Annotated in this window: 22 protein-coding genes; 15 read left to right on the top strand and 7 right to left on the bottom strand. The window is 69.3% G+C overall.

Annotation, left to right across the window (positions count from 1 at the left end; translation table 11 throughout):
* Positions 1-258 precede the first annotated feature (258 nt).
* From EF387_RS25145 to EF387_RS25130, 5 genes are all read left to right on the top strand, one after another.
* A complete protein-coding gene (locus EF387_RS25145; protein WP_128378894.1) occupies positions 259-1,242 on the top strand; it encodes an ABC transporter ATP-binding protein in 984 nt (327 codons plus the stop codon).
* A 7-nt stretch (positions 1,243-1,249) separates the two neighbouring features.
* Positions 1,250-2,416 carry an ABC transporter permease gene (locus tag EF387_RS25140; RefSeq protein ID WP_128378893.1) on the top strand — a complete coding sequence of 389 codons (1,167 nt, stop codon included), beginning with the start codon at positions 1,250-1,252 and terminating at the stop codon, positions 2,414-2,416.
* Positions 2,413-3,588: an ABC transporter permease gene (locus tag EF387_RS25135; protein ID WP_128378892.1), complete on the top strand. Its 1,176-nt coding sequence runs from the start codon at positions 2,413-2,415 to the stop codon at positions 3,586-3,588. The genes EF387_RS25140 and EF387_RS25135 overlap by 4 nt, the downstream gene beginning before the upstream one ends.
* 117 nt (positions 3,589-3,705) lie before the next feature.
* Positions 3,706-3,867, top strand: a complete 162-nt coding sequence (locus EF387_RS48545; RefSeq protein WP_238431676.1) for a hypothetical protein — start codon at positions 3,706-3,708, stop codon at positions 3,865-3,867.
* A 55-nt stretch (positions 3,868-3,922) separates the two neighbouring features.
* The gene (locus tag EF387_RS25130; RefSeq protein WP_238431675.1) at positions 3,923-4,618 is read left to right on the top strand and encodes a GerMN domain-containing protein; all 696 of its coding nucleotides are present in this window, start codon (positions 3,923-3,925) and stop codon (positions 4,616-4,618) included.
* 338 nt (positions 4,619-4,956) lie between these two features.
* Here the strand turns inward: EF387_RS25130 and EF387_RS25125 are convergent, their stop codons facing one another.
* The 4 genes from EF387_RS25125 to EF387_RS46760 all read right to left on the bottom strand — a co-directional run bounded on the left by EF387_RS25125 (position 4,957) and on the right by EF387_RS46760 (position 8,008).
* On the bottom strand, positions 4,957-5,166 hold the full coding sequence (locus tag EF387_RS25125) for a hypothetical protein (protein WP_128378890.1): 210 nt from the start codon (positions 5,164-5,166) through the stop codon (positions 4,957-4,959).
* 64 nt (positions 5,167-5,230) lie between these two features.
* Complete coding sequence (locus EF387_RS25120) at positions 5,231-6,532, bottom strand: MFS transporter (RefSeq protein WP_274388957.1); 1,302 nt, start codon at positions 6,530-6,532, stop codon at positions 5,231-5,233.
* A gap of 23 nt (positions 6,533-6,555) precedes the next feature.
* Complete coding sequence (locus EF387_RS25115) at positions 6,556-7,524, bottom strand: TauD/TfdA family dioxygenase (protein ID WP_162467206.1); 969 nt, start codon at positions 7,522-7,524, stop codon at positions 6,556-6,558.
* 343 nt (positions 7,525-7,867) lie between these two features.
* Positions 7,868-8,008 (bottom strand): hypothetical protein, encoded by a 141-nt coding sequence (locus EF387_RS46760; RefSeq protein ID WP_155589785.1) that lies wholly within the window; start codon positions 8,006-8,008, stop codon positions 7,868-7,870.
* Between the two features lie 35 nt (positions 8,009-8,043).
* On the opposite strand from EF387_RS46760, the gene EF387_RS25110 reads away from it, so the two are divergent.
* The gene (locus EF387_RS25110; protein ID WP_338058128.1) at positions 8,044-8,535 is read left to right on the top strand and encodes an SGNH/GDSL hydrolase family protein; all 492 of its coding nucleotides are present in this window, start codon (positions 8,044-8,046) and stop codon (positions 8,533-8,535) included.
* 239 nt (positions 8,536-8,774) lie between these two features.
* On the opposite strand, the gene EF387_RS25105 is transcribed toward EF387_RS25110, so the two are convergent.
* The 3 genes from EF387_RS25105 to EF387_RS25095 all read right to left on the bottom strand — a co-directional run bounded on the left by EF387_RS25105 (position 8,775) and on the right by EF387_RS25095 (position 10,578).
* Entirely contained in the window at positions 8,775-9,230 is a 456-nt protein-coding gene (locus tag EF387_RS25105; RefSeq protein WP_128378887.1) for a flavin reductase family protein, read from the bottom strand.
* A gap of 262 nt (positions 9,231-9,492) precedes the next feature.
* A complete protein-coding gene (locus tag EF387_RS25100) occupies positions 9,493-10,314 on the bottom strand; it encodes a phytanoyl-CoA dioxygenase family protein (protein WP_128378886.1) in 822 nt (273 codons plus the stop codon).
* 81 nt (positions 10,315-10,395) lie between these two features.
* On the bottom strand, positions 10,396-10,578 hold the full coding sequence (locus tag EF387_RS25095) for a hypothetical protein (protein WP_128378885.1): 183 nt from the start codon (positions 10,576-10,578) through the stop codon (positions 10,396-10,398).
* 201 nt (positions 10,579-10,779) lie between these two features.
* Here EF387_RS25095 and EF387_RS25090 point away from each other — a divergent pair, with 201 nt between their 5' ends.
* The 9 genes from EF387_RS25090 (at position 10,780) to EF387_RS25050 (ending at position 21,481) form a co-directional block, all read left to right on the top strand.
* Positions 10,780-12,636: a hypothetical protein gene (locus EF387_RS25090; protein WP_128378884.1), complete on the top strand. Its 1,857-nt coding sequence runs from the start codon at positions 10,780-10,782 to the stop codon at positions 12,634-12,636.
* Positions 12,629-13,372 carry a hypothetical protein gene (locus EF387_RS25085; protein ID WP_128378883.1) on the top strand — a complete coding sequence of 248 codons (744 nt, stop codon included), beginning with the start codon at positions 12,629-12,631 and terminating at the stop codon, positions 13,370-13,372. The genes EF387_RS25090 and EF387_RS25085 overlap by 8 nt, the downstream gene beginning before the upstream one ends.
* A gap of 47 nt (positions 13,373-13,419) precedes the next feature.
* The gene (locus tag EF387_RS25080; protein WP_162467205.1) at positions 13,420-14,706 is read left to right on the top strand and encodes a YcaO-like family protein; all 1,287 of its coding nucleotides are present in this window, start codon (positions 13,420-13,422) and stop codon (positions 14,704-14,706) included.
* A gap of 92 nt (positions 14,707-14,798) precedes the next feature.
* Positions 14,799-15,851: a TfuA-like protein gene (locus EF387_RS47545; protein WP_202918363.1), complete on the top strand. Its 1,053-nt coding sequence runs from the start codon at positions 14,799-14,801 to the stop codon at positions 15,849-15,851.
* A gap of 226 nt (positions 15,852-16,077) precedes the next feature.
* Entirely contained in the window at positions 16,078-16,521 is a 444-nt protein-coding gene (locus EF387_RS25070; RefSeq protein WP_128378881.1) for a cupin domain-containing protein, read from the top strand.
* Entirely contained in the window at positions 16,518-17,816 is a 1,299-nt protein-coding gene (locus EF387_RS25065) for a GTP cyclohydrolase II (RefSeq protein ID WP_128378880.1), read from the top strand. The genes EF387_RS25070 and EF387_RS25065 overlap by 4 nt, the downstream gene beginning before the upstream one ends.
* 98 nt (positions 17,817-17,914) lie before the next feature.
* Positions 17,915-18,523 (top strand): DUF6939 family protein, encoded by a 609-nt coding sequence (locus EF387_RS25060; RefSeq protein ID WP_128378879.1) that lies wholly within the window; start codon positions 17,915-17,917, stop codon positions 18,521-18,523.
* 20 nt (positions 18,524-18,543) lie between these two features.
* Complete coding sequence (locus tag EF387_RS25055) at positions 18,544-19,929, top strand: phenylacetate--CoA ligase family protein (RefSeq protein ID WP_128378878.1); 1,386 nt, start codon at positions 18,544-18,546, stop codon at positions 19,927-19,929.
* Positions 19,916-21,481: a His/Gly/Thr/Pro-type tRNA ligase C-terminal domain-containing protein gene (locus EF387_RS25050; protein ID WP_128378877.1), complete on the top strand. Its 1,566-nt coding sequence runs from the start codon at positions 19,916-19,918 to the stop codon at positions 21,479-21,481. The genes EF387_RS25055 and EF387_RS25050 overlap by 14 nt, the downstream gene beginning before the upstream one ends.
* Positions 21,482-21,484: the final 3 nt, after the last annotated feature.

The following is a 21,484-nucleotide window of genomic DNA, read 5'->3' as shown; positions in this document are numbered from 1 at the left end:
GAGACGCACCTCTCCCGCGCACGGTGAACCGCCCTCGGACGACCTAGTGCCCCGACAGGCAGTTCGCCCCGTCGCGACGCCCGGCACTCCCCCAAGCTCTTTGCCCGTCGGGGCACTAGGGAGCCGAACGGCCCTGTGGATGGGCCCGGAAGGGCCCTGTGGGCGGGTCCGGAAGGGCCCTGTCCCGGACGCTCGGCGCGGACCAGGCTCGAGATCGAGGGGACTTTGCCGTGGGACCAGATCCGTCGAGGTGACGTCATGAGCGATCCGGTGGAACCCGTGCCCGGTGCGGGCGGGCAGGCGGTGCTCGAATGCGCCCATCTCGTCCGCCGGTTCGGCGAACGCACCGCTGTCGACGACGTGGGGCTCACCATCGCGCCCGGCGAGACGTACGGGCTGCTCGGGCCGAACGGTGCCGGGAAGACCACCACGATCAGGATGGTCTGCGGGCTGCTGCGGCCCGACGCCGGGACGGTGCGGGTGGCGGGACGGCCCATGGGCACGGCCGCCGGACGCGCCAAGCGGCTCATCGGGTTCGTTCCGCAGGACGTGGCGCTCTACCCGGACCTCACCGTCCGCGAGAACCTCCGATTCTTCGGGCGGCTGTACCGGATGGGGCGCCGCCGACTGGAGCGCCGGGTGGACGAGGTGCTGGAGCTGATCGATCTGGCCGGCCGGGCCGGTGACCGCGTCGACTCCCTCTCCGGTGGGATGCGCAGACGTCTCAACATAGGGGCCGGGCTGGTGCATTCGCCGACGTTGCTGGTGCTGGACGAGCCGACGGTCGGCGTCGATCCGCAGAGCCGGCACGCCATCCTGGAGAGCGTCACCCGGTTCGGCGAGGAGGGCATGGCCGTCCTCTACACCACGCACTACATGGAGGAGGCCGAGCGCCTGTGCGACCGCGTCGGGATCATCGACCGCGGCCGTCTCGTCGCCGAGGGCACGCCCCGCGAGCTGGTGGCGCTGGTGGCCGAACGGGACCGGGTGCGGCTCACGGCCGGCGGGGACCTGACCGGGTACGCGCAGGCGTGCCGGCGGCTCGCGCGGGTCGAGGGCGCGGCCCGCGGCGGTGACCGCGGCGACGTGGTCGAGCTGGTCGTCAAGGACGCCCGCAGTCTGCTGCCGGAGCTGCTCGACCTCGCCCACGAACAGGGCCTCGACATCCGGAGCGTGGAGATCGACGAGCCCGACCTGGAGGCGGTCTTCCTCCAGCTGACCGGCACCGCGCTGAGGGAGTGAGCGAGCCATGCGCGTCGTTCTCACCATCGCGGCGAAGGACCTGCGGCAGCGGATGCGCGACCGGTCGGCCTGGGTGATCGTGTTCCTGGCGCCGGTGCTGATCTCCGGTCTGATGGCCCTCGCGTTCAGCAACAGCTCCGAGTTCCGCGCCGACATCGGCGTGGTGGACCTGGACCGGGGGCCGGCCGCCACGGGCCTCACCCAGGTGTTGAAGAGCCCGCAACTCGAGGGCACGGTCAGCACACGCTCCTACGGTGACGAGGCCGCCGCCCGGCGCGCGGTGGACGCCGGGCGGGTGCATGCCGCGATCGTCGTCCCTGAGGGGTTCACGGCCGCGCTGCGCGGCGGCGGCGCACGCCCCGTCACGGTCCTGGACAGCGTCGACTACGGTCTGCAGGCCCAGCTGGCCCGTGCGGTCACCGAGTCGTACGTCGCCCAGGTCAACGCCGACCGGCTGTCGGTCGCCACGGCCGTCACGGCGGGAGCCGCCCGGTCCGACATACCCGAACTGGCCGCGAAAGCCGCTGTGTTGCGGCTGCCGGAACAGGTCCGGCCGCAGGGCCTCGCGGACGACCCGTTGAAGGTCATCAGCTACTTCGGGCCGAGCATGGGCATGTTCTTCGTCCTGTTCACGGTCGGTTTCGGGGCGCGCGGCTACTTCATCGAGCAGCAACAGGGCACGCTCGACCGGATAGCGGCGGCACCCGTCGGCCGGGGCGCGCTGCTGCTGGGCAAGTCGCTGTCCACCTTCGTCTACAGCCTCGCCGGACTCGCCACCGTCACGCTCGTGTCGTGGCTGGCCTTCGGTGCCCGCTGGGCGGACCCGGCCGGGGTCGCCGCCCTCAGCACGGGCATGGCGGTCGCGGTGGTGTGTCTGACCGCCCTGGTCATCGCACTGGCCCGGACCGAACGGCAGGCCGAGGGGATCGCGTCGGTGGTCGTGTTCGCGCTCGCCCTGCTCGGCGGCAACTTCGTGTTCGCCGCGGGCACCCCGCTGATGCGCAGCCTGACGCTGTTCACCCCCAACGGCTGGGCGCTGCGCGGATTCACCGATCTGGGGACAGGGGTGCGCGGCTGGGCCGCGGTCGGTGCGCCGCTGCTCGGCATCGCCGCCTTCTCGGCGGCCGTGGCGGCGCTGACCGCCCTGATCCTGCGGCTGAGGAGGACGCCATGACCGCGCTCGCCGTCACCTGGGCCACCATCGCACGTGCGGTGCGCGACCGTACGGCGCTGTTCTTCATGGTGCTGCTCCCCGTCGCGATCATCGTCGTCATCGGGGTGACGGTCAGCGGCTTCGACCAGTTCCGGACCGGCGTCGTCACCTCATCGCAAACAGGCCCTGTCGCAAGAGAGTTGGTGTCCGATCTGGCCGACGCGCCGGGTCTGCGCAGCCGTGTCTACGACTCCGCGGCGGACGCCCGCACGGCGCTGCGCCGGGCCGAGCTGGACGCGGTGGTCGTGGTGCCGTCCGGTCTGGACGAGGCGGTGCGGGATGGGCGTTCGGTCACGGTGCGGGTGCTGGTGGAGCCCTCCGGCAGCGCCGGGCACGCGGCGGTGTCCTCCGTGTCGGCCGTCGTCGCCGACCACGCGGCACGACTGCAGGCCGCCCGTTTCGCCGCCGACGAGACCGGAACCGGCTTCGACGAGAGCCTCGGTCTCGCCCGCGGCGCGGAACGGGCCGCGTCCCCGATCGCCGTGCGCTCGGTCACCGTCAACGGGACCAGCGACTTCCTGCCGCTGGGTTACAGCTACAGCACCCCCACCATGCTGGTGCTGTTCGTGTTCATCAACACCCTCGCCGGCGGTGCGGCCATCGTGCAGACACGCAGGACGGGGGTGTACGCCCGTGCCCTCGCGGCACCGGTCTCCGCCCGCACCCTGGTCCTCGGCGAGACTGTCGCCTACCTGCTGCTCGCCCTGATGCAGTCGCTGCTGATCGTGGGTGTCGGCTCGCTCGCGTTCGACGTGGCATGGGGCGACCCGCTCGCCGCCGGGGTCCTCGTCATAGTGTGGGCGCTGGTGGGAACGGGTGCCGGGGTGCTGGCCGGAGCCCTGTTCCGCACGCCGGAGCAGGTGAACGCCGTCGGTCCGGCGCTCGGCATCGGGCTCGGCATGCTGGGCGGCTGCATGTGGCCACTGGCACTCGTGCCCGACTGGCTGCGCACCGCGGGGCACGCGGTCCCCCAGGCCTGGGCGGTCGACGCGTGGACGACGCTGCTCTCCCGGGACGGAGACCTGACCGCGATCGCGCGCGAGGTGGGTGTCCTGGCGCTCTTCGCGGTCGCCCTGCTCACCCTCGCGTCCGTCGCGCTGCGCCGTCGGCTGGCGAGGAACCCCGGCATCTGACGGAGCCTCGACTCTTTTGGAGGTCACCATGAAGACCCGAGCCCCGGACCGGCGCACCCGTCGTCCTCACGGGGCACTCACCGGGGCGCTGACGCTCCTTCTGCTCACGGCCACGGCGTGCGGTACGAGCAGCGGTCCGGGTGCGCCGGACGGCACCGGCACAACCTCGCGCTCCCCGAGCGGAGCGGTGACGTCACCCGGCACATCGGCGACAACGGGCGGCGCCTCGGGAACGCCCGCGCCGCCTGCTTCCTCCGCCCCGCGACCGTCGGCTCCTGACTCCTCGACCGGCGGTTCGACGACGCCAGGGACGCGGAAGACGATCCGCACGGCCGTGTACTTCCTGCACGGCGAGCACATCTCCCCCGCCCCGCGCACGGTGACCGCGCCGGCGACGGCCACCGGAGCCGTCCGCGCCCTGCTCGCCGGACCGGATCGCTACGAGCGCGGGCACCGCCGCACCACCGCCATCCCGTCCGGCACCAGGCTGCACTCGATCGCTGTCCATGACCGTGTCGCGACCGTGGACCTCGACGGCCGCTACGACGACGGGGGCGGCAGCCTCTCCATGCGGGCACGCCTCGCGCAGGTCGTGTTCACCGTGACCCGGTTCCCGGGCATCCAGGCCGTCCGGTTCGAGCTCGACGGCAAACCGGTGAAGTACTTCGGCGGCGAGGGCGTCGTCCTCGACGGGCCCGTGGGGCGTGACGACTTCGAGGACCTGGCACCGGGCGTCCTGGTGGACTCCCCCCTCATCGGGGAGACCGTGCGCAATCCCGTGCGCGTGTGGGGCAGCGCCAACACGTTCGAGGCGGAGTTCCGTCTGAAGATCACGGACATCAGGGGCCGTACCGCCGCGGACGTCCTGGTCATGGCCACATCCGGCAGTGGTACCCGGGGGACCTTCGACGTGGTCTTCCCCTACAAGGCCACCCGCACCGGACCGGGCATGCTGACCGCGTACTTCATTTCGCCGAAGGACGGCAGGCCGGTGACCATGGACACGGTGCCCCTGATGGTGAACCGCTGATATTGGACGCTCGGACGCTCCGACATCGTCGGGCCGCGTCACGGCCCGGTGGACACCGGCGGGGGCGCCCGATTCCCCGCCCCGCCCGGGAGACCGCCGAAGCGGCCGGCACCGATCCCCAGGTCGGTACTCCGCCCGAGAGGCGAGCTCCCCTTCCCCCCTGATTCCGACCAAGGAGCCGGGCGACGGTCCCTGTGAGGGAGGATCCGCCCCCGCACGCTCGCCTCCGGGCTTGCATCCACCCTCGTACCACCGCATGGGCCGCGGCATGGGCCACAAGGGCCCGTCCGCGGCCCATGCGGCCCATGTCGGCGTACTACCGGGGATGTTGACATGCGTCATGAGGCAAGGACACCGGAAGAGGAATCGGCAGTGGTGGAGGTCAGGTCGGCCGAGGGCGGAGCGCTCCAGGTGCCGGCAGCCCGGCCGAGGACGTCGTAGGCGGAGATCACGACGCGTCCGGCCGCGTCCTTGGTCCAGGTGCCCCTCGCCGCCATGCGGACGGAAGAGAACTCCCAAAGATCCGTCCCCGTGTGGGGTGGGTTCATCAGGTCCACTGCCCTGACCTCTCTGCCTGCCCCGGAGGGAGGCGGCGGTGTGCGGAGGTGCGGATCACGTGGTCGCGGGGACGGCCGGGAGTTCCCGCATGGTGCGCAGGGGCGAGGCCAGGACCCACAGGGCCGAGAGCAGCATCCCGGCGGCGGCGACGGCCAGCCCCGTGCGGACGCCCGCCCAGTCGCCCAGGGTGCCGCCGGCTATTCCGCCGAGCGGGAGTACGCCCCAGATGAGGAACCGCACGGTGGCGTTCATCCGGGCCATCATCTCCGGCGGGCACCCTTGCTGCCGGAAGCTGATCTGCGCCACGTTGTAGAGGATCAGCCCGTAGTTCAGAACGCACCACGGGATGGCGAACAGCAGCACACCCCACCCAGAGGAGCTGAGCGGCATCAGCAAGCCGAACGGCATGCAAGTCACCAGGGCGAGCCAGATCACCCGGGCCGTGCCCAGCCGTTGGGCGACGACCCGGGAGGTCATCGCTCCGGCGAGAGCGCCGATTCCGCCGGTCGCCATCAGCGCCCCGACGGCCCACTCCGGCTGCTTCAGCTCGTCCACCAGCATCACCACGAGCAGCGGGGACGCGATGGCGTAGCAGAGGCTGAAGGTCGCCGAGCAGCACGTCATCGCCCGCATCAACGGATCAGTGAACACATAGCGCAGCCCCGCCGCGATCTCCGGCAGCATGGGTCGGCGTTCGTGTCGTACCGGGTCCACGTCCTGACGGATCCGGCTCAGGCTCACTGCGGAGATGATGTAGCAGAGCACCTGAATCCCGACCGCGTTCACGGCGGACAGCAGCCCGGCCAGACCGCCTCCGGCGGCCCGTCCCGCCACCTGGGACACCGAGCGGCTGGTTTCCAGCCTCGAGTTGCCCGCCATGAGGTCTTCTGGTCTCACAAGAGCCGGCAGGAAGGAGAGGTAGGCGACGTCGAACATCACCGAGGCGAAGCCGAGCAGGAGACCGACGGCCAGCAGGTGGGTCATGGTCAGTGCTCCCGCCCACCATGCCAGCGGGATGCTCGCGAGCAGTGCGGCGCGCACGATGTCGGCGGTGACCATCACCGTGCGCGGCCGCATCCGGTCCACCCATACCCCGGCTGGGAGGCCGATGACCAGAAAGGCCACGTTCTGGATGGCGTACAGGGCTCCCAGTTCGAACGGCGTTGCCGTCAGCGTCGTCGCCGCTACCAGGGGCAGGACGACGCGGCTGACGTAGGTGCCGAACTGGCTCGCGGATTGCGCCACCCACAAGTGGCGGAACCCGAGGAGGGTCGGATCCTGACGGGGGCGACGGTGACGACCGTGGAGGGCCGGATCCTGACGGGGGCGACGGTGACAACCGTTCCCGGAGAGCATGCTGTGGTGTTTCGTTGGGCTCATCAGGCGAACGCCACGAAGACCTCGCGCTGGCCGGAGAAGGGCAACCGGCCGTGCATCACGGCACGGTTGTCGACCAGCAGGACGTCGCCGGCTTCCCAGTTGACCGGCACGGTGCAGTCGATCAGTGTCTGGCCGACCACGTCGATGCAGTCGGCGGGAATCTCCGTGCCGTCGCCGAAGAAGGCGCCGTAGCCGAACCGGGTCCGCCGGCGGTCCATGGTGGTCACGTCCGGGGTGACGCTTTCGTCCTTGCGCCAGATGTGCGCCTGATTGAACCATGCCTCCCGGTGGTCCGAACCCACCGCCAGCGTGCCCGGCGTGCGGTTCGTGGTGAGCAGGCCGAGGTCCGTCCATTCGGCCGAGGTGTAACTGCTCTGGCACCACTCCATGACCTTTTCGCGGGAGTCGGTCTCGAAGGTCTCGGGCCAGGACTTGATTCCGCTTGGGTCACCGCTGTTGTCCGGCAGGTGCTGGATGTAGGTCACGCCCTTGGTCCGGAACGCATCGCGGATCTCGGCGGGCAACGACTGGTACACCCGGTGCCCGTCGATGATGGTGGTCGCGCCGCCTTCGTCCGCCGGGCGGCCGCAGGCGAAGCAGAGCGTCGTGGGGTGCCAGGGCGCGTAGGAGAGTTCGTTGTGCGCGCGGAGCAGTCGGGACGGGCTGGGTCCCGCGGCGTTGAAGACGAAGCCCTTCCCCGCCTGCCGGGGCGAGTCGCCGCCTCGGTAGGGGGCGAGCTCGCCGAGCAGGCCCTGGGCAACGCGCTCGAAGTCGTCGACCGTACGCACGCCGAAGCCGCGGAAGAGCACCGACCCGGTCGTGTCGAGCAGTTCGCGGGTGGCCGTCCGCTGCTCCGGCGTCAGGTTCGCCGGCAGATCCACCGTGCCGGGCGCTTCCCCTTGCCGGCGGGCCATCGCCGGAAATCCGGCTTCGAAGGTGATCGAGTCGAGCATGTCGACAGTCGTCATGAGTTCCATCCGTTGTTGTCGTGGGCCGTGGCGGTCGCGGTCGTCAGACCTCGTTTGCGGCTGCCGCCTGCAGGCCGCCCTCAAGGGCGTTCAAGAAGGTCTCGTCGGTCTGCTCGTCCTGGGCCAGTGACAGGGTCACGAACCCTGACCTCCCGATGTACACACCGCGCTCGAGTAGTTCGTGGAACAGGAACTGGACCCGGCGCCGGTTGGCTCCCGCGAGGTCGGCGGCGCAGCGGACTTCGCGGTCGACGGGGTGGATGCTGATGAGCGAGCCCCATCCGGTGGCCTGGAAGCCCTGGCCACGCAGCAGTTCATCGGCCTGCTTACGAAGCCGCTCGCCTCACTGCAGCAGCTCGTCGAGGCATTCCGCGGTGAGTACCCGGCTGAGCATCGCCGACGCCGCGGCCAACGAGAAGCGGTTGTCGTTGAAGGTTCCCGAGTGGTCGAAGTGCGGCTTGATCGTGCGGTTGAGCAGCCGCATGATGTCGTGGCGGCCACCGACGGCACCGAAGCCGAATTACCTGCAGCGGCGCCACGACGGCGAACATCCTCACCACCGGCCAGGTTTCGCGACCGCCGCAGATCAACGCGGTGGCCGGCGCGACCGACCTGGTCACGATCACCATCGGCGGCAACGACGTCAACTGTCCGGGCAGCATGGTCACTTACTCCTGCCAGAACAGCGGCGGCACGAACTGCGGCACCGTGGACCGGGCCGCGGTCAACCCCGCCCTCGACGAGGTGGGCCAACGGATCGGCAACGTTGTGAACGCAGTCCACGCCAAGGCCCCGCAGGCGCGGGTCCTCCTGGTGAGCTACTCCACTCTCCTGCCCGACACCGGTGGTTGCACCGGTGTACCGCTCACCGCCGATCAGCGGACGTTCGAGCGCGGCGTCGCCCAACGCCTGGCGCAGGCGACCATCACCGCGGCGAACGACACCGGGGCGACCCTGGTCCGCCTCGCCACGGCCGGCCACGGCCACGACGCATGCGCGGCCGACCCGTAGGTGGAGAAGTACAAGCCGGCCTCCGGACGGGCGACGTACCACCCGAACGAGGCCGGCATGAGGGCCGCGGCCTCCTTGGTGGAGTCCGCGCTGGGGTGAAGTGGCACCGGGTACCGGCACCCTGCGCCCGGGCTCCATCCGCTGCGCGGACGAGGACGGTACGGGACATCCGGCTTCGCGGCGTCCGTGGACGCGGACTCCTTGCTTCTTATTGATGATCACCTTTGTCAGGAGGCGTCCTACGTTCCTGGCCAGGAGCCGTACCGTCGCAAACCGTAGAGCAGCGGCTCGGGTTCGGCCAGCTCAGTGATGCAGAAGACCTCACCGAAGACAACGCGTTGCTCTCCGACACTCACGGTGTGGGTGACTCGGCAGTCAGCCACTGTGTGGGCGGCCTCGGTGAGCTGAGGGCCGCCATGGCCCTCAGGAAAGCGCCAGGCGGTCAGACGGAAACGCTCGGGAGTCCCCGAGGCGAACAACTCTGCGGTCTTGCGCCCCCGGGCGTGGAGCAGGTTGACCGCGAAGACCCCGCTCTGCATGACGGCCCGGAGAGTCGAGCTTGCGGCTCGCATTCCGACCAGCAGAGTCGGTGGAGCGACGGTGACACTGCACAGCGCGGAGCATGTCATGCCCCGGGGAGTGCGGGCGTCGTCCACCGCCGTGATGATCGATACGCCACTGGGGAAGCTCGCCATCAGACGCCGGAAGCGCGGCGGGGTTACTTCGGGTGGGGAAGAGATGACGGGGTCCAAGGTGATCCACCGCTCACATGGGCTGAAAACCGGTATCAGGTCCGTCGGCCTTCGGTCGGCTGTCGACGGCCCCAGTAGCGGGCCGCAGGGGCCGGCTGTGACCAGGGGCATGACCAAAGAGGCGAGGCGGCATGGCCTTTGTCAGGGTCGTCCCGCACAGCGGCGCGACCGCGGCCGCGCGGGGAGGTGACCAGGCCAGGCTTGTCTAGACCGGCGGGGACGCGAGGGTATTGAACAGCGTCCGGTCTTCGCCTGAAGCCAGCATGCACGCGTGCTGGGGGAAGTGCGGCCTGACCTTTACCGCCGGCAGTGTGAAGCGAACCGCCAGGCCGAGTCGCTCGGCCTGCGAGGCGTTCGGAGGCGAGGAGTGCAGGGCCCGGTCAGTGAACACCACGAACTCCCCTGGCTGAAGCGGCACCGAGACCGCGGCCGAATCGTCCACAGCCTTTTCGTCCACCAAGAGGGTGGCGCGCTTACCGGGCCCGGAAGGCACAGTGGGCAGCACGGCGCGTGTGCCGGGCAGGAAGCGCAGACACCCGTTGTCCTCCGTCACCTCGGTAATGGCTATCCAGAAGGTGAAGAGCAGCGGCGGCTCCAGCCCGTACGCCTCGTCCGGCGCGTGCACACCGCCCCAGTCCTGGTGCCACCGGAACTCGGGCCCACCGGACGCCTTGGCGATGAAGGTGGAACGCCACAGCAGCAGATCCGGCCCGTACAGGGAACGCGCCACCGACAGCAGCCTCGGATGTGTGCACAACTGGTGCACGACGGGTGAGTCAAGGTGTCGGCATTCCACATATGGCACCGGGCCGGCACCACCTCGGTCGGCGACGAGCGAGGAGAGCCGGCCCTCGGATTCCTCCGGCGGAGGTGACGGTGCCAGCCCCGGGGAGGCGAGGACCTTTTCAAGATCCCCGCGGAGCCGGGTCATCTCCTGAGGTGGCATGAGCGCGAGGGGTCCCAGGAACCCCTGGGACCGAAACTTGTCGATCTCGCTCGGTTCCAGCACCTGCGGTTGCACGGGCATGTGTCCTTCCTGCTGATCCGGTCGGAGTCTCCGGGCCGGGGACCTGCTGTCTGGGCGGCCCGGCGACCGGGCCTCGGACGATCACCAGTAGGTGATAACGCCTTCGAGAATGCTGTCCTTGACCATGGCCAACTCCTCGAAATAAGTCTGGGCATCATCTAAATCCGTAGCGGGAGCGATGTCCCCGCCCACGTCGTCCCCCTCCACGTCCAGCTTCCTCGGGCCAGGCTCGAAGCTTTCCTCTCCACTGCCTGCTGAAGTCATCGACAGATCCTCCATTTCGCGCCCTGGCGGTCGCCTCCCTGGCGCCCTGGCGAGGAATCTAACCTACGGACTTGAATAGTGACAAGAGAATGTGACTGTGATACAAAAAATATTGTGAAGTCAGTCAACTTCCCTTCGGCGGTCCCAGTGGACTCTGGTGGAGCAGGGCTCTCGACAGTCATCGGCCCCACACGGTCAGGGGTGGCAGTCAGCGGGAACCCCTCGGTCCTCACCCCTCCCGACGACGTCTCGGCCACGGTGCTCGTGCACCGACTCACGATGCTCGGCCTGCCGGCCGCCGTCGCGGCACCGGTCACGAACAGGAGCCGGGAGGCGCACGACCAGGGTGTTCATAGCGGCGGGTTGGTCATCGGGTGGGGCACGGGGGGCGACCTCGCGCGGAGTTACGCCGACGCGCTGGGGCGACCGTTCCTGGCCGTGTCCGGTGGCAGAGAGTGGCCTCGGGCCGCGATCGCCGCTGCGGAAAGCGGTTCCGGTTTCGTCGTTCTGCCCGAGGAGGACTTCGACTTCGGCACCGCCGGGATGCTGTTCGAGCACGGCCGGAACATGAACCTGCCCGTGGGTGTCCTTCCCCTGCCGATGGATCGTACGGAGGCAGCGTTTCTGGTGGCACGAGCCTGGGCCCTCCGCCGACTGCACCGGCCGTTCGCCCACCGCACCGCGCTGTACTGCGATTTCCGTTCCGGTCCTCCCGGCGGGCTGCCCGATGCCTATGGCTCGGCACAGGCGGGGCAGTTCCTGGAGCTGCTGCGTACGGGCGTGGAAGCGGTGGTACTGCACAGCCACGGCAACGGTGCCGACTTCCGGGTCGGCAGCCACGTACTGTGCCTCCAGGCCGACCCCTCCCGGCCCGCTCCCGGACGGCAAGGGGAGAAGTTCCTGCCCTGCCAGGGGGGAGGGCACTGCAGGCTCGACCACAAGACAGGATTTGTGGCCTTCCACGGCGCGTCCGCGGTACGTACCCGCCTGATGGTGATGCTCTCCTGCTCCGCCTACCAGCCGCATGGCGGCTTGCTCGATCCGCGGTTCCAGTTCTCACGGCGCCTGCTGACGGGCCGCGACACCGTCGGCCTGGTCGCCTCCACCCGTATCAACCATGGAACCCCGCAACTGGGCGTGGCCGTGGCAACCCTCCTGCGCAACGGCGCCTCCCTGGGAGAGGTCGCCCTTCGGGTCAACGCCCTGTCCGCGGGCGGACCGCCGTCCTATCTGTGCGTCGGCGACCCAGACCTGACCCTGACGGCGACATCCGACCCCCACCTCGCCCAGGACCACGATCCGGTGCCGAGGAGAGCGGGCAGGCGGAGGCCCGGAGCGAGGACTCCCCCGGCGCCCCCTCCCGGCTCCGGCCCCGAACGGGCCGGCCCGCACCCGTCATCGGCGGACTCCCCGATCAGCGGTCCCCGCCCCCTGGAGCCCGCGCCCCGCCTGCTCTTCGCCTCCGACATGGCGGCCCACAACGGTGACGTCGGCGCGGCGCGGCTCCTGGCCGAAGCAGGCGTGCGAGCGATCCGGACGCAGTCCGTTCTGCCGGTGTCCGACCGGCGGTTGGCCCGATCACTGGCCGACTGGGTCGCAGCCCGGACGGCCGACGCGACGGGCGTCGGGCCCGACGAACCCGCGTGGGCGCACCTGTGCGTACCGGCCGGGAGCCGACAGTCCGCGCCCTGCCCTCAGTGTGCCCGTCCGGTCGTGACGCGGGAACACCGCAGTCCTCTGTATCGCGACTACCGTCGGCTGGTACGCCGGTGCACCGTCGACGGGCTGCTCGCCGACGTTCCGGATGCGTCGGCGCGGGTGCCGCGGCACGTCCGGCACGAAGCTCACCGTGCCCTGGTGCGATGGGAACACGATGGCCTGACGGGGGCCTGCACCCTGGTGTTCGCCGGCCGGACTCCGGGACGCGTGACGGTGCCGGCCTCCCGAGGCTGTGCCCAGGTTCCTCCCGGTGCGTGCCGGGTGTTCCTGGTGCACGCCGTGGAAGGACACTTCTCCGTCCTGCGGGCTTTCGGCACCGGTGAGGCGAGCGGTGAGTGAGGGGGACGCACGCATCGGCTACCTCTGCCCGGACGAGACGCTCGCACGCGCGGGCGAACTCCTGCTCCAAGCCGTCATGGTCAGGGCCGCGGTCGCCGCCGACGACTGTCCGGCCCAGTTGGGAAGCAGGCTGGCCGCCCTGCTGGACGGGGAGCGCCGACGGCTTGAGAACGGCCTCCCGCCGACCGGGCAGGAGGACACGGGGCGTGCTCTGACGGCCTTCTTCCGTGTCATCCTCGCCCGTCGGGGCCCAGACGTCCACGACTACCTGACCGGCGCCATCGGCTACAGCCCGGAGACCGACACCGGCCGACGCCACGACTGTGGCCGTCGGCTGCTGAGTTTGGAGCTGGTACCCCGCTGGACCACGGCGCCGCGGCGCCTCTACGTGTGCGAAAGGTGCGGCCCCGCCTACAGCCTGCCCCACGGATTCGGGCCTCCCACGGCCGACCGCACCGCCGGCCCGGGTATCCGGCTGACCTTCCCCGCTCCGCTGCCCGCGGGCGGCTGGTTCGTGACCTGCCTGCAGCCGGTCGGCGGTCACGAGGAGAACGCCGGCGTGCCTCACCGGCTGGCACCCGGTGTGACAACGCTCGACGTGTCACTGCCAAACGGCACTTACCCAGGGCTGCGCCGCTTGGCCGTCGCGCTCGTAACAGCCGGGGACTACTCCACCTTCCAGTTCCCCATTCAGCAGCAAGCCGTCAGCGAGTCTTCCGGCGGCCCCGTCCCATGAGCCCGCGTTCCCGGTTCAGAACCGATCGAGAGGTGGCAATGAAGGCATTGAGCACGAGGTATCCCAAGGAGCACCGCGACGGTACGCATCGCTCCCGCCCGCCGTCGGAGACCCTGGCCGACTACGGCGCGATGATGGATCGCTTCGGCATCACCAGGCTGGCCAATATGACGGGTCTCGACTGGATCGGGATACCGGTCTACAACGCGATCCGGCCCAACTCCCGCTCCCTGTCGGTCTCTCAGGGCAAGGGCGTCGACCACGACGCGGCGAAGGCTTCCGCGCTCATGGAGTCGATCGAGTACTGGCACGCCGAGTTCTTCGACGGCCCGCTGCGGCACGACTCGTACCGAAACCTCAGGCGGCGGTTCCCGGTGCTCGACATCCACCAACTGCCGCTGCGTGGCGGCCTCGACACGGCGGGCGAGGGCTCACGTGAAACGCCCGCCCGGGCGGCCTTGCGCGACGACCTCCCGATGTACTGGGTGGAAGGCTATGACCTGCTCCAGTGCTCACCGATGTGGCTACCGCACGAGAACGTGCGGCTCAACAAGGTGGGACTGGACTACGCCGACACCACCTTCAAGGTGGGTTCCAACGGACTGGCGTCCGGCAACAACCTCGTCGAGGCGACGATCCACGGAATTTGTGAACTCGTGGAACGCGACGCCCTGACGCTGTGGTGGACCGGGCTGCGCAGCAAGGCGGACGCCGACGCCACCAAGGTGGACACGACCACCGTGAACGACCCGGCTTGCAAGGGCCTCATCGCGGCTTTCGAGGACGCCGGACTGGAGGTCGCCGTATGGGACGTCACCGGCGACACCGGCATACCGGTCTTCCAGTGCTGTGTGGTGGAGCGCGCCGAACGGCCCGGGTGGCGCTCGTTCGGCGCGTGCTGGGGCTATGGAGCCCACACCTCACCGGCGGTCGCCCTGTCCCGCGCGCTGACCGAGGCAGCACAGAGCCGGATCACTGTTATCGCGGCCAGTCGCGACGAGAACTTCCGCACCATGTACGACGCGCAGAACAGCGCGCGCACCCTGGCGATGACCCGACAGGTGTTCTTCTCCCGTCCCGGAACCCGGGTCTTCGACCCGTCGGTCGGCATCGACAATCCCGTACTCAACGACGACCTCACCGACATACTCGACCGCCTGCGGGGCATCGGGATCGACTGCGTGACCGTCGTCGACCTGACCCGGCCCGAACTACGCATTCCCACTGTCAAGGTAGTCGTCCCCGGGCTTGAGCACTACTCACTGTTCATCGGTTACACCCCCGGCCGCCGGGCTCGGGAACGGGCGCGCCGGAAGCAGGAGGCCGGGCTGTGAGCGTTTATGTGTTCCTAGGGCCGAGCCTGCCGGTCGAGCGAGCCCGAGAAGTCCTGGATGCCGTCTATCTACCCCCCGTGACCTGTGGAGACGTGACCGAGCTGGTGCTCGACCGGGAACCACCCGCTGTCATCGGCATCGTGGACGGGCTGTTCGAGCAGGTGCCGACGGTATGGCACAAGGAGATCCTGTACGCCCTGTCCAAGGGCGTCCGCGTCTTCGGGGCGTCCAGCATGGGGGCCCTGCGCGCCGCCGAGTTGCACACCTTCGGGATGGAAGGGGTGGGCCGGGTGTTCGAGGGCTACCGCGCCCTCGAATACGAGGACGACGACGAGGTCACGCTGGTCCACGCTCCGGCGGACGAGGGGTACCGGCCCCTGTCCGAGGCCATGGTGAACATCCGGGCGGGCCTCGGCGCCGCGCGCGACGCGGGCCTCATCACCTCCGGCACCTGCGATCTGCTGACGGCGGCCGCGAAACGCGCCTTCTACCCGGAGCGCTCCTGGGGCCAGGTGCTGAAGGCCGGCCGTGATCTCCACGTGACTGCGGACGAGTTGGAGGCCCTGCGGGACTACGTCCGTGCCAACCGCCCGGATGTGAAGCGCGACGACGCCCTCGCCATGCTCACCCGCATCCGGCAGGTGCTGCACGACGGCACACCGCCGCATGCGGTTGACGGGGTCGGCGCGGACGGCGGTACGGGCACCGGCTTCGACTTCGAGAGCACCTACTACTGGGAGAAACTGCTGCGGGTCGTGCGCCAGCAACGGGCGGCACGCGAAGCGCACGCCCGCCTGGGCACCGAACCGGCGGCTCTGCACGAGTACGTCGCCGCACACGAGCCCGACGCGTGGCACGCCGCCCTCCACGAGGTTCTCTCCGCGCGCGAGGCGGACCGCCTGGGGCTGCTGTTCGCGGACCAGCCAGATGGGCGGGCGTCGTCACCGCTCTCTCCCCGCGACGAGGCCCTTGTCCGGCACTGGCAGGGGGACATGACCGGTCCGTTGCTGGATGAACTGGGCCGGCGGGGACTGGTGGATGCGGTCAGGTCGGCACTCGGCGGCGCGTTGGCGGAAGGCTGGGGCAGCGAGAAACCGGCGGAGACAGGGACGGCTGTTCCGCAGCCTTCCGGCCGACGCGAGTGACTGAATTTCCCGAGTTTATTGACAAAGGATAGTGACACTACATAAAGTCAAATCAACAGAGTTTTGTGGAGCTGTGATTTCTGACGCAGCCTCCCTTTCCGCGAAATGCGTCGCATTGTCGCGTCCTCGGCCACCGGATCGCCCTGCCGCGCCGAGTGATGGCACACCGACCTGTCCCCCCACGGTCAGCGGACCCGTCGTGTCCGCCCGGACAAGGAGCTTTCCCATGAAACAGCGATTCTCCCCGGATGATCACATCCAGAATCTCCTGGATGGCGTCCGGCGGACCATGTACGACGACGCCGGAGTACGCCTGGAGAACATCACGGGAGTCGGCGGCGCCCAGGCCAGGATCCTCTCCGATCTCTCCATCGGGATCGACCGGATCACCATGCTCCCCGGCACCTCGTTCCCCCTCCATGTCCACGAAGGCGCCCACCTGTTGTACGTGCTGGGCGGTCGCGGCGGCCTGCACATCGACGGCGAGGACCACGTCCTCGTGCCCGGAGACTCCATATACGTGCCGGCCGAGTACCCCCACGGGGTCCAGGGACCGCTGGACGACGAGCAGCTCGACTTCCTGGCGTTCGGCGTCCCGCACCACCCCATCGACTCCCACACCCGCATGGTGCTCGTACGCGACCAAGAGCTGACCGAGATGAGTTCATGATGGACATCCCTCCCCTTCCGGCCCCCGACGGGCCTGCCCGGCTGCCGTTACGGTGGGACGGGCGCGTCACGCACTTCGACCTGTGGCACTTCCAATTCGCCGGCGGACGCTGGATAGCGGCGTACACCGGTGATCTGGACAACGGTGAACCCGTTCCGCTGCGGATCGAATCCGCCTGTGTCTTCGGACACGTCCTGCGATCCGCGCAGTGCGACTGCGGGTTCCAACTGCAGGCGGCCATGGACAGTTTCGCCCGGCAGGGACGTGGACTGCTGCTCTACGGCGTCGACCAGGACGCCCGTGGCCTCGGCATCGCCGCCCACTTCGCCATCTACGCCATGCGTCAGCGGGAGAACCTGGACACCGCGGAGGTGTACCGGCGTCTGAACGCACCGGTGGACGCCCGCTCGTACGAGCCCGTCGTAATGATCCTGCGCCACCTGGGCGTTTCCTCAGTCCAGTTGCTCAGCAACAACCCGCGCCGGGACCATCTGCTGCGTGAGGCCGGTTTCTCGGTGGTCAACGTGCCGCTGGAGGCTCCCCTCGACATCCACAACATGAGCACCCTCATGCTGGAGAAGGAGGATCTCGGCTACCGCTGGTCCTTCGAAACGCACGCGGACTGGCTCATACCACTGCAGACCGCAGTGGCCGACACGCCAGGGCACACCCGCGCCTGCGCGGCCGTCCCGGGCAGTGGCACAGCTGGGACCGCACTGGCCGAGGTCCGGGAAGACGGCACCTGGGACCTGGCGGCCAGACTGGCCGCGGCATTCCCTGCCGAGGCACCCACCGTCCCGTACGTCGTCTATCTCACCGATCTGCCGCGGGCCGACGAACTGCACACCTACGCCCAACTGGGCGCCTTCGCCGTGGTCGTGCCGTTCTCCGACATTCCTGCCGCGCTGCGTCAGGCCGCCGACGCCGCCGGCATCCGGATCGTCGACTGGCAACGCGGCAACGCCTACCGCGAACAGCGACCGCAGTGGCAACTGGTGCACAACACGCCCCGGTTCCAGGCGTACCTTCGCGACGGCCGGGTGCGCTGCGTGGTGACGCCTGCTTCCGGTGGCGAGGAATCCTACGCGATCGCACGCTGTGGGCTCGACGACCTGATGGAGGAGTGCGCACGCGCCCCCCAGCGATTCGGCGAGCTGGTCGAAGCGTCCTCGGACGGGCTCTCAGCTCCCTGGCTGGAGCTGGACCCCGGAGCCCGCGGTTGCGTTCCGGAGGATGTCATCGCGCGCCTCGTGGAAAGGGCCGACCGGTCCGCCGCCCTGTCAGGTCTGTCGTGAACCCGGGGAACGGCAACCCGAGAGGTCGCTGCCACGCCGTCAGCCGCAGTGCCGGCACACGGCGAGGAAACGGGGAGCGGGACTCCGGCAACTGCCTCATGGTCGACACCAGCGAGGCCGCGCCCGCGTCGTCGCGCCGTTTCCGCGCCATGAACCCCTTCCACTACGAACAATCCTGGCGGATCCCGGTACCGGGCCTGGACAGGTACGCCTGCTCAGTCGAAGCAATCTGGCAGTCACTCAAGATCGTGGACGGTCAGGTCGCCCTCGGCATGCTGCGCGGGCTGCCGAGCAAGCGCCCACCCGAGCACGAGCGTCGCGAAGCCTTTTCCTACGAGGCGTCGACTCTGCGATATGGCAACCGAACCCTTGACCTGGTGTCCGCGCGGTATCTCATCTACCTGCCGGCCTACCTCCACGTCCTGGACCGGCTCGTCCCGGACTCCGTCGTCGATGAGATCACCGGCGCGCTGAGCAGCGGCAGGGACGTGCTCTTCTACGACTGGGACGACAACTTCGACATCGAGGACCCCCGGGCGTCGTTCAGCCACTCCGCCGTCCTCGCGGCCTGGTTCGGTGCCGACCTGGAGGAGCGCTTCGTCGAGCGCCGAGAGCGCTGGCTGAGGAACCACGCCCGGACCCTCACGCCGGAAGCGGCACCGGAACCGCTGCAGCTCGACCGCTACCGGCACCTTCACCATCGCTGAACGTCGAAAGGGTGCAAGCCATGCACGTTCCACGGAGAACCGCCCAGTCCCTCTACTGGTTCGAACAGCGTCTGCGCGGCAGGGCCTCCGTCCGGGACCGCCTTGAGTTGCTCCGCGCGAACCAGGAGCAGTCCTTCGAACGCATGCAGGAACTCCAGTTCGACAAGCTCCGCTCGGTGGTCAGCCACGCCTATCGAACCGTGCCCTACTACCGGCGGGTGATGGACGAGCGCGGCCTGCGGCGGCTGGACTCGCCCGAGCAGCTGAGTCAGCTGCCGCTGCTCACCCGGGACATCCTGATCAGGGAACAGGACCGACTGCTGTCCAGCGAAGCAGACCGGGCCACCCTGCAGACCAACTACTCCAGTGGATCGACCGGCCGCCGAGCGCAGTTCCAGCAGGACGCCGACTTCCGGATGTGGATGCGCGCCCACCAGCTGCGCACCTACGAGTGGTGCGCCGACTGGCGGCTGGGCGATCCGTTCGTCCTGCTGTGGGGTTCGGAGATCTACTGGTCGTTCAAACAGATCACCGACCGGATGGAGAACCTCTCCACCAACCGCCGGGAGTTCAACACCTTCCGCCTCTCGCGGGAACTGGTCGGCAGCGTGCTCGACAAGCTGGTGCAGTTCCGGCCCGCCCTGGTCAGCACGTACTCCAACGCCATGCACCTGATCGCCAAGGAGGCCGAACGGCGAGGGACGCAGATTCCCGGACTGCGCGCCGTGCAGGGCACCTCGGAACCGCTCCCTCCAGCGCTGCGCCAGACCATGGAGCGCGTACTGGGCTGCGCGGTCTACGACAAGTACGGCATGCGGGAGACAAACATCGTGTCCCATGAACATCCCGGCGGCGGACCGATGCTGATACAGACGGAGAACGTATACGTCGAGTTCCTGGACGACGAGGGCAACCCCTGCGCGCCCGGCCAGACCGGCCGGGTCGTGCTCACGACTCTCAACAACCGGTCGATGCCCCTGATCCGCTACGAGACGAGCGACCTGGCGGCCTCACTGGGGCCCGGGCCCGCCGGATCCCTGCCGTACCCGGGTATGACGCCGGTCGCGGGACGGCTGCAGGATCTTGTCGTCACCCCGGCCGGAGACCGGGTCGACTCCTACCTCTTCTCCTACCTGTTCATGCGCTTCCCCGAAATCCACTGGTTCCAGGTGGTGCAGCGCGAGCCGCACCGACTGCGGGTGAAGATGTACGCCCCCGACGGTCTCAGCAGGCAGACCACCGAAACCCTCACCGAGCGCATCCACCACCACACCGGCTACCGGTTCGCCATGGACTACGAGTCCCTGGATCACATGCCGGAATCATCGACGGGCAAGTTCCGGCTCTGTGTCTCGGAACTCGACACCGGCATCCCATCGGCGGAGGCGGGCCGTGCACAAGCTTGACCCGGCCTCGCTGCTGCCCTTCGACGACGGGGCTCCTCCTCAACCGCCGCCCCCGTCCGCGCCGACTCTCCCCTGGCAACCACCGCGGAACGGCGACAAGGTCCAGGCGCTCACCGACATTGCGAAGCCGGCCGACACCGGCCCGTTCGACATGGGCAGCTTTGCCACCTGGCTGCGCTCGGCCGGTGTTGTCGACACGACCACCATCGCGCTGCCCGGGGCAACGGTCACCCTGCCGTACGGAGTCGCACTCGTCCGGCGCTTCCAGAGCATCCTCACTCAGATCTACGAGGAGCACGGCTACGAGGAATACGACTACCCCATGCTGGTGCCGGCGGAGACACTGGAGCCGACCCGGCAGATCATGCCTTTGGAAGGTCAGCTGCTGTACGCGGGCGGCGACGACGACTGGGCCTCTGGACGCAAGCGCATGGTGCTCAGCCCGACCGGCGAGAGCGCGGTTTACACCCACTGGGCCCGGACCGTCCGCAGCCGACGCGACCTGCCGATCCGCGCCTACCGCCGCGCTCGGTACTTCCGCCCGGCTCGCGCCGGGCGCAGTGTCTTCCGTGCGATCGAGGCGCTGGACGTGTTCGAGTTCCAAGCGTGCTTCGCCGATCACGCCGGGGCGACGGACGGTTTTCGCGACGCGGTCACGATGGCCCGCGAGGTCTGCCACGCGCTGCACGTTCCTGTCTTGTGGTCGACGCGTCCACCGTGGACCAACAACGGCGCTGTCGCGGAGGTCACCGTCGGCGGGGATGTTCCGCTGCCGCACGGTTCCACCATCCAGGTCGGCAGCGTCTACCGGCAGGGCCAGCAGTTCTCCCGGATCTACGGAGTCGCTCACCGCGACGGCAGGGAGCGTGAGTTCACCCACCACGTGACCGGTGCGCTCACCCGGCGGCTGGTGTTGATGCACCTGATGCTGGGGCTCGACTCGGAAGGCAGCCTGCTGGTCCACCCCGATCTGGCGCCGGTTCAGGTGGCGATCACCCTTCCCGACACGGGCCACGAGGAAGAGGCGGCCGCGCGCCGACTGTGCGCCGTCCTGCGGGACAAGGGCGTCCGATGCCGGCTCCACGCGGGCATCGACCGCCGTACGGTGGGGCGCCTGCACGCCCGCTGGCAGCTCCAGGGTGTTCCGCTGCGCGTGTACCTCCAGCCTCGGCGCCGCGCGGACGACCGGACGCGGGCCGTCATCGTGCGGGCCGACACCCGGGAGGAGGCCGTGCTGCTTCCGGCGGACGTCGAGCAACTGGCCGACGTGCTGCCACCCGCACTGGACGAGGTCGGCACCGGGTATCTACGCCGGTCCCGGAGCTTCGTCGAGCGCCAGTGCCGGCGGGCCGACGCCCGCACCGTGCGGGACGTGCTCGCCGAACGTGAGGTGGCCGTGGCGCCCTTGGAGCCTTCCGAGGAGGCCGTCACCGAGGTGGCCGCCTGGGGGCTGGGAGAGGTGCTCGGGCTGCGCCGCGCATCCGAAATCGCGCCGTGCGTGATATCGGGCCGCCCCACCGACACCGTCGCCTACATATCTCCGCGGCGGTGACAC

Source organism: Streptomyces cavernae (genome assembly GCF_004023625.1).
Taxonomy (GTDB): Bacteria; Actinomycetota; Actinomycetes; order Streptomycetales; family Streptomycetaceae; genus Streptomyces; species Streptomyces cavernae.
The sequence above is the reverse complement of the archived record's forward strand: the minus strand, read 5'-3'. Positions and strand labels throughout refer to the sequence as shown.

Coding starts and splice junctions, on each gene's coding strand:
- EF387_RS25145 (WP_128378894.1), top strand. CDS start 259: ATGAGCGATCCGGTGGAACCCGTGCCCGGTGCGGGCGGGCAGGCGGTG.
- EF387_RS25140 (WP_128378893.1), top strand. CDS start 1,250: ATGCGCGTCGTTCTCACCATCGCGGCGAAGGACCTGCGGCAGCGGATG.
- EF387_RS25135 (WP_128378892.1), top strand. CDS start 2,413: ATGACCGCGCTCGCCGTCACCTGGGCCACCATCGCACGTGCGGTGCGC.
- EF387_RS25125 (WP_128378890.1), bottom strand. CDS start 5,166: ATGAACCCACCCCACACGGGGACGGATCTTTGGGAGTTCTCTTCCGTC.
- EF387_RS25120 (WP_274388957.1), bottom strand. CDS start 6,532: ATGCTCTCCGGGAACGGTTGTCACCGTCGCCCCCGTCAGGATCCGGCC.
- EF387_RS25115 (WP_162467206.1), bottom strand. CDS start 7,524: ATGACGACTGTCGACATGCTCGACTCGATCACCTTCGAAGCCGGATTT.
- EF387_RS46760 (WP_155589785.1), bottom strand. CDS start 8,008: ATGCGGCTGCTCAACCGCACGATCAAGCCGCACTTCGACCACTCGGGA.
- EF387_RS25105 (WP_128378887.1), bottom strand. CDS start 9,230: ATGGCGAGCTTCCCCAGTGGCGTATCGATCATCACGGCGGTGGACGAC.
- EF387_RS25100 (WP_128378886.1), bottom strand. CDS start 10,314: ATGCCCGTGCAACCGCAGGTGCTGGAACCGAGCGAGATCGACAAGTTT.
- EF387_RS25095 (WP_128378885.1), bottom strand. CDS start 10,578: ATGACTTCAGCAGGCAGTGGAGAGGAAAGCTTCGAGCCTGGCCCGAGG.
- EF387_RS25070 (WP_128378881.1), top strand. CDS start 16,078: ATGAAACAGCGATTCTCCCCGGATGATCACATCCAGAATCTCCTGGAT.
- EF387_RS25065 (WP_128378880.1), top strand. CDS start 16,518: ATGATGGACATCCCTCCCCTTCCGGCCCCCGACGGGCCTGCCCGGCTG.
- EF387_RS25060 (WP_128378879.1), top strand. CDS start 17,915: ATGGTCGACACCAGCGAGGCCGCGCCCGCGTCGTCGCGCCGTTTCCGC.
- EF387_RS25055 (WP_128378878.1), top strand. CDS start 18,544: ATGCACGTTCCACGGAGAACCGCCCAGTCCCTCTACTGGTTCGAACAG.